Source organism: Streptomyces sp. NPDC048506, from assembly GCF_040651315.1.
Lineage (GTDB): Bacteria > Actinomycetota > Actinomycetes > Streptomycetales > Streptomycetaceae > Streptomyces.
In genome coordinates this window covers 1-11,855 of sequence record NZ_JBEZIX010000041.1, presented here as the reverse complement: position 1 = coordinate 11,855, position 11,855 = coordinate 1, and the positions used below count along the sequence as shown (strand labels likewise).

Below are 11,855 nucleotides of genomic sequence, written 5' to 3'. Positions count from 1 at the left end.
CTCCTCACCCTGCCCGCCAACTCCCGAGCCGCGGGCGCCCCCCCAGCCGCAGCTGGAGCCCGAAGATCACCTTCCGCTCTGCTGCCCCGATCTCCTAATCCTTCGGTATCGCCCGTCATCCTTCGTGGCTCGTTCTCCACCTAATTTGGCCGCACAAGGGTCGTGCGACCGGGTCCCGTACGACGGAGCGCGCCGTCAGCAGTCCGCTCACACTGCCCCGGACTGCGAGTCGACCCGAGTGCCCCAGGCCGCCCGAGATCCGGCACGGAACCGGTCCGCCGTCGGCGTGGCACGGACGAGGGATCACCCCGAGGCTCCGCCGGCGGGGCCGCATCGCGGACAAGACGAGACCCAAAGGACACACCCGATCATGACGCCTGCTACAGCGCCCCAGGCCGCCGCGTCGCAGACCCTGGCCCGCTGCCGCGAGTTGGTGCAACCGGCGCTTGTGGAGGCCGTGGAGCGCCTCCACCCGTGGCTGGCCGACATGGCAGCCCACTCTCTCGGATGGACCAGGACGCAAGGCGGCTTGGTCCCCGGCTCCCAGGGCAAGGGGGTGCGCCAGGCACTCACGGTGCTCTGCGCAGAGGCCGTTGGAGCACCTGCGGAGTGCGCCGTCGCCGGTGCGGTCGCCGTGGAGTTGGTACACACCTTCTCCCTCGTGCACGACGACATCATGGACGGCGATGAGACCCGTCGGCAGCGGGAGAGTACATGGAAGACCTACGGTGCCGGACCCGCGGTCCTGGCAGGTGACGCGATGTGCGCCCTCGCTGCCCAAATCCTCTGCGACTCCCCCGCGGCACAAGGCGGAGCAGCGGTGCGGCACCTGGCCGATGCCTTGAACGACATGGCGCGGGGTCAGGCCGACGACCTCTTCTTCGAGTTCCGTTCATGGACGGGCCCGGACGCGGTCCGGGTGCACGAGTACCGGTCGATGGCCGAGCACAAGACGGGTGCTCTGCTCGGGTGTGCCACCGGTCTGGGCGCCGTGCTCGCCAGCGCGCCGGCCGCGACCGTCGCAGGTCTCACGCGAGCCGGCCGGCATCTCGGGGTGGCATTTCAAGCCGTTGACGACCTGTTGGGCATCTGGGGAGATCCGCAAGACACCGGCAAACCGGTATACAACGATCTGCGACGGCTGAAGAAGACCTACCCCGTCCTGGCGGCGCTGGCCTCGGACACCCTGGCCGCACGGCAGCTCGTATGGATTCTCGAATCGGGCGGGACACTGGACGACGCCGGCGCCCGTCACGCCGCCGATCTCATCGAGAAGGCGGGCGGGCGCTCCGCCACCCAGAGCGAAGCCCAGCAGCACCTCGACCGGGCCCACGACTGCCTGACAGCGCTCGACCTGGAGCCGACGGCATGTGACGAGATCCGTGCACTGCTGCCCTTCCTCATCCATCGCAGAGCGTGACGGGGACAAGGCGGCCCGTGGGAAGTCGGAGGCATCATCGCCGACGCGGTGCAGCCGGGTGTCCACGCCCTGTTTCGACCAGTGGACACTCCGGGCCGTCGCACGCGCTTCCGGGGATAATGACGACCGGCAGAACTTCCCGGCAAGTGACCGCCCCTCGGTTCTCGGTCAGTGACCGATGACAGGTGGATCGATGACTGATGCCGTGGGTCGAAACGTTGGAGAGGGGCATGGGGGGACTGCGGATCGCGGCGCTGGGTCCGCTGAGGGCATGGCGCGGTGAGCGGCAACTGGACATCGGACCGGCACAGCGGCGTGCGGTGCTCACCTCACTGACGTTGCGGTGCGGCCAGGTCGCCTCCGCGGAGGAGCTGGTGCGGGACGTCTGGGGATCGGAGCCGCCGGCCAGCGCGCACGTCGCGGTGCGCAACCACATCTCACGGCTGCGCACCGTGCTGGAGAGCGAGTCCGCCGGACCCAAGGCCCTGGTCTCCGTCGCCGGCGGCTACGCGCTGCACCTGCCGGACGGGGCGCTGGACGTCTCCCAGGCCGAACGGCTCTACGCCCGGGCGCAGTCGGCCCGGAGCCAGGGGGATCTGGAGCCGGCCGTCCGCATCCTGGCCGAGGCCGAGGCACTGTGGGTCGGCACTCCGCTGACGGGTGTGCCCGGCCCCTACGCCCAGCGGCAGCGGGACCGCCTCATGGAGTACCGGCTCCTCCTCGCCGAGGCGCGGCTGACCCTGGAGCTCCAGCTCGGCGGACACGCCCGAGTCGTCGGGGAACTGCTCACGCTGGCCGACGAACATCCGTTGCGCGAGGAGCTGCGTGCGTTGCAGATGCTCGCGCTGTACCGCTGCGGCCGGCAGGCGGACGCGCTGGCCGCGTACACCGCGGCCAGACGGCACCTCGCCGCGGAGCTGGGCGTGGATCCCGGCCCTGAGCTGGTACGCCTGCATCAGCGCATCCTGGAAGCGGATCCGACGCTGGCGCCGCCGCCGGGTGCGGCCGCCGTGTCCCCGGCACCCGGACCGGCCGCCGCGCCGGACCGGCCGACCTGGGTGCCGCCGGCGCAGGCCCCTCCCGACGTCCCTGACTTCACCGGCCGCGGGGAGGAGAGCCGGCAGGTGCGCGACGCCCTGGCCGGTGCCGTACGGACGGACGCCACCGCTCCGGTGGTCTGCGTGATCCACGGCATGGGAGGCGTGGGGAAGACCGCGCTGGCCGTGCACGCCGCGCACGCCGTGCGGGAGCAGTTCCCCGACGGCCAGCTCTACGTCGACCTGCGCGGGGCCGGACGCGAGCCCGCGAATCCTTATGAGGTGCAGGAGTTGTTCCTGCGCTCCTTGGGGGTCCTGGCCGGCAATGTGCCCAGTGGGCGGGAGGAGCGTACCGCGCTCTACCGCTCGCGGATGGCCGGCCGCCGGCTGCTGCTTCTGCTGGACAACGCCGCCGACACCGAGCAGGTGAGCACCCTGCTGCCGGGTACCGCGGGGAGCGCCGCGCTGATCACCAGCCGTACGGCGCTGATGTGCCTGCCGGCGACCACCCGCACCGCACTCGAACCGTTCAGCGAGCCGGAGGCCCTTGCCCTCCTGGAGCGGATGGCCGGCAGCGGGCGGTGCCGTCAGGAGCAGCAGACCGCCAGCGACCTGGTGTGGGCGTGCGGCATGCTCCCGCTGGCCGTCCGAGTCGTCGGCGCGCGCCTGGTGGCCCGTCCGCGCTGGACGCTCGCGACGCTGGCCGAGCGGCTCAGCGACCGCTCGCAGCGGCTCGGCGAGTTGGAGGTCGGCAGCCTGGCCGTCGAATCGGTCTTCCACCTCGGATACTCGAGCCTGGACGACGCGGAGGCGCGTGCCTTCCGGCTGCTGGCCATCCCCGAGGTGCCCGACCTCTCCACGGCCGCCGCAGCGGCGGTGCTCCAGTGCGACCGGCGGGAGGCCGAGGCGATCCTGGAGTCCCTGACCCACCAGGGTCTGCTGGAACCCGGGGAACCCGGCCGGTACCGCTACCACGATCTGCTGCGGCTGTTCGCCCGCCATAGGACCCTGGACACCGACCCCTCCACCACGCGGGGGGCGGCCCTGAGCCGGATCGCCCGCTTCTATCTCACCGGGACGAGCAGCGCCGTGCGTGCCGAGCGGCCTTACAGCCGGCTGCCCGATGTCGCCGATCCGGACGGTACGCCGGGTGCCGCGGCCTTCACCGACGCGCTCCACGCGCAGGAGTGGGTGTTGCACGAGCTCCCCGCGATGCTCAACGTCGCCGGGCAGATCCTCCACCACCCCTATCGACCGGTGAGCGCGGAGGACACCCGCACCCTGTCGTGTCTGCTGGCGCTGCTCATGCCGTTCACCGACTTCTGTCTGCCGTGGGGTCCCATCCGTCAGCTGGCCCGTACGCTGCTGCGCGCCGCCGACCACCACGGGGATCGGGTTTCGACCGTCTTCAGCTGCATCACGGCGGCCGCCGCCTGCGCGCGGATCGGACACCACGAGGAGGCGGCCGCGCTGGCCGCCCGCGCCCACGAGACGCTCGACCCCGCGGACCGGGTGCTGGCCCCACGCCTGTTGTACACCATGGGGTTGGTCGCCAGTGCGCGGCCGGACGGCTTGGACGAGGCCATCGGCCACTTCCGGAACGGGCACGCCCTGGCGTGCGCGAACGGCGAGCCCGGTATGGCCGCCCAGTGCTCCGTCAACCTCGCCCGCGCCCAGCTCGCGCTCGACCGGCCGGACCAGGCGCTGGACGCCGCCCGGGACGCCCTTGCCCATTGCCCGCCCGGGGACAATCCGGTGGGCATCGCCCTGGCGCAACGCGTGTTGGGCGACGCTCTGGCGGCACTCGGCCGGTACGAGGAAGCGGTGACGGAGTACCGTACGGCGCTCGACGTCTGCCGGGCGCACGGACTGCACGCACAGCGCGCCCATACGCTGCTCTCCCTCGCCTCGGCGCTGGCCGCCGTCGGCCGGCCGGAGCAGGCCCGTACGTGCGCGGCGGAGGCAGCGGCCGCCCTGGCTCAACTCGGCGACCCTACGGGCGAGGAGCGGGCGCGCGCCTTCATGAACCGCCTCGCGGCGGCCGGCCCGTCAGCCCCGCCCAGCGCACCGGACGGCAGCCGGTAGCGAGCACCGACGTTCCGTCCGGCCCGGCCGCCGGGTGCACCGGGGCCGCGACGGGCCAGTTCACCTCGACGGTGTCCGGCAGCCGGCCTCCCTCCGGGCAGGGCCACTCCGGCATGCTCTCGTCCGGCAGAGGTAGCAGCGGCGGCGTGGTGCTCGGCGGCGGGGGGCTCGGGGTCGGGGAGTCGGCCGCGTACCCGGCCAGACCGCTGCCGCCGACCACGGCAAGGGTGACGGCCACCGTAACGGCCACGGTCACGGCCAGGGCCAGGGCCAGGGGTATCCATCGGCTATGGGGCGGCCGGGAGTGGGGAAGTGAGTTCATGACGAGCGCCCCGGGCTGTCCTGCCGGTGCAGCGCCTCGAAGAACCGGTCCATCTCCGGTCGCCAGGCGCGGCGGACATTGAGCCAGGCAGTCTTGGTCTCCCCGGGGAACCGAAACCGGAAGGTACTCCACAGGGGGCGCCGGCGGACCTCGTCGATCCGAGTGTGGAACTGCTCGCGCTCCATGTCGTACCGCAGCTTCCCCGGCCGGTATCCCGTCGATGCCACCTCGTGGAACAGCACGGAGCGGTCGGTGAGGGTGACGAAGAAGGTGTCGTTGTCGGCGATACCGCAGGACAGCAGCGTGGACAGGAGCGGATGGCGTCCCGACCCCACGGCCAGGGTCACCACCGGGTGGGCGAGCGGGTCGGATTGCCGTACGGCCTCGGCGACTTGGGCCAAGGTAGTGGATTTGATGAGCCCCATGGGTCTCTCCTCGGTAGGGGAAAACGTGAAAGGTGGGGAGTTGATCAAGGTACGTGCGGGGGCGCGCGGTGACGTCGCGGTCGTCACCGAAAACTTTTCGGGGCTGTGGAGCACAGCTGATCTGCCGTCATAGCTGATGAGCCGTCATGGCTGATGAGCCGTCATAGCTGCTCTTGCGGAACGGCGTTCGCCAGCGCGCGCGTCAGCCCCGCGCGGCCGTCGATGGCGAGCTTCCCGTAGACGTTGGTCAGGTGCACCTCCACGGTGCGCAGACCGACGAAGAGGCTCTGGGCGATCTCGCGGTTGGTCATGCCCCGGCCGGCGAGGTCCGCCACCCGCCGCTCGGTGGGGGTCAGTGCTCCCACGCCGTGGAACGTCCGGGTGCGCGGCCGGTCACCAGCAGCACGCAGCTCCGCGAGCGCCTGATCGGCCAGCGACGTCGCCGTGCACTCATGGGCGACACTCACGGCCCGCCGCAGGTGCGCACGAGCCTCGGACAGTCGGCCGACCTTGCGGGCGAGGACACCGCAGTCGGCCAGCGCCTGGGCGTACCGCAGCCGCGCGGGCGCGGCGTCGAGGAGCCGTACGGCTTCGCCGAGCAGATCGAGTCCCTCCCGCCCGCCGACCACCACTCCCAGGGCGCGCAGGGCCACCCCGGTCACCTCGGGCACGCCCCAGATGCGGGCAAGCCGCAGCTCCTCCTCCGCCAGCGCCCTGGCCGCCTCGCCCTGCCGCAGCGCCGCGTACACCAACGCGGCCTCCGAACGCCAGGGAAAGAAACCGGGGTTGGGCATCCCGCGGGCGCAGGTCCGCTCACCGCACAGCAGGAAGTCGGCCAGCCCTTCCTCCAACCGCCCCTGGGCGCAGCGCAGCCAGCCACGCACCATCAATACGTAGTCGTTGATCCAGTTGCCGTTCAGCCGGCCGCTCAAGTCGCCGCGTACCAGCAGGTCCTCGGCGTCGGCGAGCTCGCCCTGCCGGATCAGCGTCTCCGCCAGCGTCGTGATCGCGAACGTGCTGAGGCCGTTGCACGGGCCGACGCCGATACTGCCGAGTGCTCCCAGCGCGGCCTCCGCATCGGCCTGGCAGTCCGCGAGACGGCCGAGCCGGCAGTGGATGTTCGCCCGGGTGCTGAGAGCGTGGGCGTAGTGGAAGGGCGAGGTCCCGGGGTGCGCCGCCCGCACGGCCGCGTCGGCGTACGCCAGCGCCAACTCCGTCTCCCCGGCGGCTCCCAGGGAGATCACCGCGCTGGTGTAGACGATGGACTCGTCGTCCTCCGGGGTCATGCCCTGGCTGAGCGCGAGCCGGGCCAAGGCCGACACTTCCCGCGTGGACGTTCCCGCCATGGCCGCACGCAGGCTCAACAGGGCGGCCAGGGGCCGCTGCACAGGGCTGCCGGCCGCGTCGGAGACATCCAGCTCCATCAGCCGTGGCACCACGGCCGGGGCCGAAGCCGCCTCACTCAGGCTGGTGTGAATGAAGTCGATCTCCAGCCGCATGGCCTGGGCGGGATCCGTCCGCCGCACAGCCTCGCTGGTGCGTCGCAACGTCTCCAGCGCGTCGGGGTGCCGGTCGAGAGCCAGGAGCGCGCCGGCCAGCTTACGAGCGATGGCGGTCTGCTTCACCGGGTCCGTGGACAGTTCCAGGCTGCGCTCCAGATTGCGGACGGCGACCGGGAGGCTGGAGGTGAGTTCCAGTTCGCCCAGCGTCGCCAGCAGGGTGGCCCGCAGTTCCGCCGTGAGCTCCTCGCGCAGGGCGCGGCGCAAAAAGGCGGCGGCGTGCGCGTCGTCGCCCTGCTCCGCGGCCAGCGTCGCCGCCCGGCCGAGCGTCTCCGGCACCCACGGCTCGCCCAGGGGGCTGAGCAGCAGATGAGCGGCCACCCGCAGCAGCGGAGCCTCGTGGGCCAGCAGGTGCCGGGCTGCCCGGAGGTGGAGGTCCCTCCGCCGGCTCGGCAGCACCACCGCGGCGACCGCCGCCGGCAGGGCGTCGCAGACGAAGGACAGGCCGTGCTCCGTCCCGGTCATCCAACCCGTGCCCACCAGCCGGTGCACGGCGTCCGCGACGGCCGGCTCCGGCAGGCCGGTGACCCCCGTGATCAGGTCGATGCCCGGCGCACCCCCGAGCACCGCGACGGCCTGGGCCGTGGTCACGGCGTGCGGATCGACCTCCTGCATCCGGGTGAGCACGGCCGAGCCCAGGTCGGCCGGTACATGGCCGGTGATCCGATCCGCCAGTTCCGTCCGAGGGCGCTGCCCGGAAGTCCGGAGCCCGCGCAGCACGGCGTGCAGCAGGAGGGGGTTGCCGCCGGTGGCCTGCCGGCAGGCGACGGTGAACGGCTGCTCCGGTGCCTCACCCAGAACCTGGGTCGCCAGGGCCTCGACGGCGTCGTCGGCGAGGCCGTCGAGCGTCAGCCGGTGCTGGAACAGCGGCTCGACGGCGGCCACGGCAGCAGCGTGCGGATGTGCATCCCCCGGACCGAGCGTGGCGAGGACGACCAGCGGCAGGTTGTCGGCCCTGCGCAGCAGGTACCGCAGCCAGAGGAGGGAGTGCGGATCGGCCCACTGTAGATCGTCGACGGCGATCAACAGCCGTCTCTCACCCGCCAGTCGGACGGACCGCCGGTACAGGTCGCCGAGGGTCTCCGCGTCCTGCCCGGTCACCGTGGACGCCGGCCCGTCCGGCCGCTGCGCCCAGGGGGCGAGTACCCGGGCGGCGTCCAGAGTCCAGTCGCGGAACGGCGGACCCGACGGGTCGTCCGCGGCCAGGTGCTCGAAGAGCCGGCGGACCACGCCGAAGGGCAGGTCGCGCTCCAGCGGGTCCGCGACCGCGGAGACGACGCAGGTTCCGGGGTCCTGGCGGATGTCCGCCAGGGCGGCCCGCAGCAGTGCGGTCTTCCCGCACCCCCAACCCCCGCTGATGACAGCGGAGTCACCGCCGGTCCAGGGGTCCCCGAGCAGCCGGGCGAGCGCGCTCAGCTCACGTTCCCGCCCGATCAGCACCGGACCTCACCCCGTTCCGCGTGGGGAGCGGTCTCTGCGGGGTTGGTCGGCATGTCACACCACGACTGTCTGGAGGGCGGCCCCCATCCCGGTGACGGGGGACACGCTGTCTTACCTGGCTGTGGAGCGGCCGGCCCATCGGCGACGTGCACGGGGGGTCACGTTCCCCGGGGCCGGCAGCTCTGCCCAGAAGGGTGGCGTCGGTGTGTAAGGAATCGGTAATTTTCCAGTAAGGGGCCGGGAAAGCTCGCAACGGACCGCGGCCGCGAGATCTTTCGGTGCGTGCCCCGTAAAGCGGTCCCTTAATCCTTCGGTACGGCCCGTCATCCATCGTGGCCGGTCCAGCCCCAGACTTTGGCTGAACAAGGGTTATGCGACCGGGTGCCGTGCAACACCGCGCGGCTGTCAGGAGCCGGCTCATACCGTCCCGTACTCCGCGCCGACCCGAGTCCCATGCCGCTCACCGACCGGCAGGGGAGCCCGTTCACCGTTCGCCGCGAACCGGTGAGCACCACCGCCCCGTGGCCGGTCCGACTGCCGGGCCACGCCGAGTCCCACCTGGAAAGGCCCATGACCACGCACGCCTCCCCTCCCGGCAGCCCCACGGCCGACGCGCCCGGCAGCACGGGAACCCCGCCCGCCACGGACGAGCTCACCGCCATGGTGTTCCGGACAGCACAGCAGGGCCAGCCGTTCTGTCAGCTCCGGCGCTCGCAGCGGGTGTTCGCCGCGGTGGCGACCACCGCGGTGCTCAGCCTGTACCTGCTGTACGTCCTGCTGTCCAGCTACGCGCCCGGCCTCATGGCCGGCAAGGTCGTCGGCAATCTGAACGTCGCGCTCTTCCTCGGACTCGCCCAGTTCGCCGCGACCTTCCTCGCCGCGTGGCTCTACACACGGCATGCGAACCGCCGGCGGGACCCGCTCGCGGAGCAGATCAAGGACGGTATCGAGCAGGCCCAGATCCGTGCGCACAGCCACGTCGCAGCGGAGGGGACCGCGGCATGATCACTCACCTTCGGCAGACAGCCCTGGCGGCCCCGGGTGCGGACGGCGGCCGTGGGCTGACGATCGGCCTGTTCCTGGTCGTGGTGGCGGCGACGCTGGGCGTCACCCTGTGGGCGAGCCGGCAGACCAAGGGCACCACGGACTTCTACACCGGCGGCCGCTCGTTCTCAGGATTCCAGAACGGCCTGGCCATCTCCGGCGACTACATGTCGGCCGCCTCGTTCCTGGGCGTCACCGGCACCATCGCGCTCTTCGGGTACGACGGGTTCCTGTACTCCGTCGGCTTCCTCGTCGCCTGGGTCCTGGCGTTGGTCCTGGTGGCCGAACCACTGCGCAACGCGGGCCGGTTCACCATGGCCGACGTCCTCGCGTTCCGTCTGCGTCAGCGGCCGGTGCGTACCGCCGCGGGCATCTCGACCATCGTGATCTCCGTGGTCTACCTCCTCGCCCAGATGGTCGGGGCAGGTTCCCTGGTGGCCCTGCTGCTCGGCGTCTCCGGTGAGGCGCCCAAGAAGTGGATCATCCTGGGCGTCGGCATACTGATGATCCTCTACGTCGTCGTGGGCGGCATGAAGGGCACCACCTGGGTGCAGATCGTCAAGGCCGGGATGCTGATGGCCGGAACGCTGCTGCTGACCGTTCTGGTGATGAGCAAGTTCGGTTGGAACATCTCCTCGCTCCTCGGCTCGGCGGCCGAGGCCAGCGGCAAGGGCCATGCCTTCCTCTCGCCCGGCCTGAAGTACGGCGCCGGCCCCACCACCAAGCTGGACTTCATCAGCCTCGGTGTCGCGCTGGTCCTGGGTACCGCGGGCCTGCCGCACATCCTCGTCCGCTTCTACACGGTGCCGACCGCCAAGACCGCCCGGACCTCGGTGAACTGGGCGATCGGCCTCATCGGCGTCTTCTACCTGATGACGCTCGTGCTGGGCTTCGCCGCGGCGGCGCTGGTGGGGCACTCGACGATCCAGGCCGCCAACCCGGCGGGCACCACGGCCGCGCCGATGCTGGCCGAAGTGCTCGGCGGCGGCCCCGGATCCGCCCTGGGCGCCACACTGCTGGCGGTGACCTCCGCAGTCGCCTTCGCCACGATCCTGGCGGTGGTGGCCGGCCTCACCCTCACCTCGTCCACCTCCTTCGCCCACGACCTGTTCGCCCACGCCGTGCGCAAGGGGAAGGCGAGTGAGCGCGAGGAGATCAGAACGGCGCGGTTCGCCGCGGTCGGGATCGGCATGGTGGCCGTCGTACTGAGCATGTTCGCCGACAAGCTCAACACCGCGGCGCTGGTGGCACTGGCCTTCGCCATCGCGGCATCGGCCAATCTGCCGACGATCCTGTACAGCCTGTTCTGGAAGCGGTTCAACACCACCGGCGCGTTGTGCAGCATCTACGGCGGCCTGGTGACCTCGGTGGTGCTGGTGATCTTCTCGCCGGTCGTCTCCGGCACCCCGGCGTCGCTGGTGCCCGGTGCGGACTTCCACTGGTTCCCACTGGAGAACCCCGGCCTGGTCTCCATCCCGATCGGCTTCCTGGCCGGCTGGCTGGGCACCCTCGCCTCCCGCGAGACCGACCCGGACAAGTACGCGGAGCTGGAAGTCCGTTCCCTCACCGGTGCCGGCGCGCACTGACCCCCTGCGCCGCGACGCCGTCGCCACCGCAGCACACCACGTGGTCCCCACCCGACGAACGACTGCAAGGAGCAGCACGTCGTGAACAACGAAAGCCTGGCGAACCTCCTTCACGAGGAACGGCGGTTCGCCCCGCCGGCCGACCTGGCGGCGGATGCCAACGTCACGGCCGACACCTACGAGAAGGCCGCCGCCGACCGGCTCGGTTTCTGGGCGGAGCAGGCCCGCCGTCTCAGCTGGGCGGTGGCGCCGACCGAGACGCTGGACTGGTCCGACGCGCCCTTCGCCTCCTGGTTCGCCGACGGCCACCTCAACGTCGCGTACAACTGCGTCGACCGGCATGTGGAGAACGGTCTGGGCGACCGGGTCGCGATCCACTTCGAGGGCGAGCCGGGCGACAGCCGCACGATCACCTACGCCGAGCTCCAGCACGAGGTCGCCAAGGCCGCCAACGCGCTGGAAGAACTCGGCGTGCACGCGGGCGACCGGGTCGCGATCTACCTGCCGATGATCCCCGAAGCGGTCATCGCCATGCTGGCCTGCGCGCGCCTGGGCGCCCCGCACTCGGTGGTCTTCGGCGGCTTCTCCGCCGAAGCGGTCGCCGCCCGCATCCAGGACGCGGACGCCAAGCTGGTCATCACCGCCGACGGCGGCTACCGCCGGGGCAAGGCGTCCGCCCTCAAGCCGGCCATCGACCGTGCGGTGACGAAGTGCCCCACCGTCGAGCACGTCCTGGTGGTGCGCCGTACGGGCGAGCCGACCGCCTGGCACGAGGGCCGGGACGTGTGGTGGCACGATCTCGTCGAGCGGCAGAGCGAGACCCACGCGCCCGAGGCCTTCCCCGCCGAGCACCCGCTGTTCATCCTCTACACCTCCGGCACGACGGGTAAGCCCAAGGGCATCCTGCACACCACCGGCGGCTACCTCACCCAGGTGT

At 71.6% G+C, this 11,855-nt stretch carries 7 protein-coding genes; 5 read left to right on the top strand and 2 right to left on the bottom strand.

Translation table 11 applies throughout. From position 1 onward, the window contains the following. Positions 1–370: 370 nt before the first annotated feature. Entirely contained in the window at positions 371–1,420 is a 1,050-nt protein-coding gene (locus tag AB0C96_RS29120) for a polyprenyl synthetase family protein (protein ID WP_362921350.1), read from the top strand. A gap of 230 nt (positions 1,421–1,650) precedes the next feature. Next, the gene (locus AB0C96_RS29115; RefSeq protein ID WP_362921349.1) at positions 1,651–4,542 is read left to right on the top strand and encodes a BTAD domain-containing putative transcriptional regulator; all 2,892 of its coding nucleotides are present in this window, start codon (positions 1,651–1,653) and stop codon (positions 4,540–4,542) included. 318 nt (positions 4,543–4,860) lie between these two features. Here AB0C96_RS29115 and AB0C96_RS29110 read toward each other — a convergent pair whose 3' ends face one another. Further along, entirely contained in the window at positions 4,861–5,289 is a 429-nt protein-coding gene (locus AB0C96_RS29110; protein ID WP_362921348.1) for a hypothetical protein, read from the bottom strand. A gap of 161 nt (positions 5,290–5,450) precedes the next feature. Further along, a complete protein-coding gene (locus AB0C96_RS29105; RefSeq protein WP_362921347.1) occupies positions 5,451–8,288 on the bottom strand; it encodes an AAA family ATPase in 2,838 nt (945 codons plus the stop codon). 570 nt (positions 8,289–8,858) lie between these two features. Here AB0C96_RS29105 and AB0C96_RS29100 point away from each other — a divergent pair. From AB0C96_RS29100 to AB0C96_RS29090, 3 genes are all read left to right on the top strand, one after another. Beyond that, positions 8,859–9,293 (top strand): DUF485 domain-containing protein, encoded by a 435-nt coding sequence (locus AB0C96_RS29100; protein WP_362921346.1) that lies wholly within the window; start codon positions 8,859–8,861, stop codon positions 9,291–9,293. After that, entirely contained in the window at positions 9,290–10,918 is a 1,629-nt protein-coding gene (locus tag AB0C96_RS29095) for a cation acetate symporter (RefSeq protein WP_362921344.1), read from the top strand. Before AB0C96_RS29100 ends, AB0C96_RS29095 begins: the two co-directional genes overlap by 4 nt. Positions 10,919–10,999: 81 nt before the next feature. Next, positions 11,000–11,855 (top strand): AMP-binding protein (locus tag AB0C96_RS29090; protein WP_362921343.1); only part of this gene is annotated, 856 nt, incomplete at its 3' end.

Coding starts and splice junctions, on each gene's coding strand:
- AB0C96_RS29095 (WP_362921344.1), top strand. CDS start 9,290: ATGATCACTCACCTTCGGCAGACAGCCCTGGCGGCCCCGGGTGCGGAC.
- AB0C96_RS29100 (WP_362921346.1), top strand. CDS start 8,859: ATGACCACGCACGCCTCCCCTCCCGGCAGCCCCACGGCCGACGCGCCC.
- AB0C96_RS29120 (WP_362921350.1), top strand. CDS start 371: ATGACGCCTGCTACAGCGCCCCAGGCCGCCGCGTCGCAGACCCTGGCC.
- AB0C96_RS29115 (WP_362921349.1), top strand. CDS start 1,651: ATGGGGGGACTGCGGATCGCGGCGCTGGGTCCGCTGAGGGCATGGCGC.
- AB0C96_RS29110 (WP_362921348.1), bottom strand. CDS start 5,289: ATGGGGCTCATCAAATCCACTACCTTGGCCCAAGTCGCCGAGGCCGTA.